The organism is Pseudoalteromonas sp. GW168-MNA-CIBAN-0100, assembly GCF_040309225.1.
Taxonomy (GTDB): domain Bacteria; phylum Pseudomonadota; class Gammaproteobacteria; order Enterobacterales; family Alteromonadaceae; genus Pseudoalteromonas; species Pseudoalteromonas arctica.
In genome coordinates, this window is the sequence record NZ_JBEOOL010000715.1 from 1 (window position 1) to 261 (window position 261).

At 31.8% G+C, this 261-nt stretch carries 1 pseudogene; it reads right to left on the bottom strand.

Annotated features, from left to right (window positions below):
• Positions 1–261 (bottom strand): annotated as a pseudogene (locus AAEY62_RS23140) (hypothetical protein); the annotation flags it as partial.

The following is a 261-nucleotide window of genomic DNA, read 5'->3' on the forward strand; positions in this document are numbered from 1 at the left end:
TAATAACACTATACTTTGTGTAGGTACTACTATTTCAAATGGATGTTCCACTGCCGATATATGATGGTTTACCGCTAATTCAATATCGTTTACAAATACGTGATGTGATGCTTTTAGAGCGCGACTTTGCAATCCTGTAGAAGCAACTTTTATATTATTGAGTTTTATAACAGGGCTATTAAATTTATTTATTACTGTATTAGCACTAAGGTCTGCAAATAATTCACCATGACTTAAATTTGCTTTAGCAGTTATGGTATT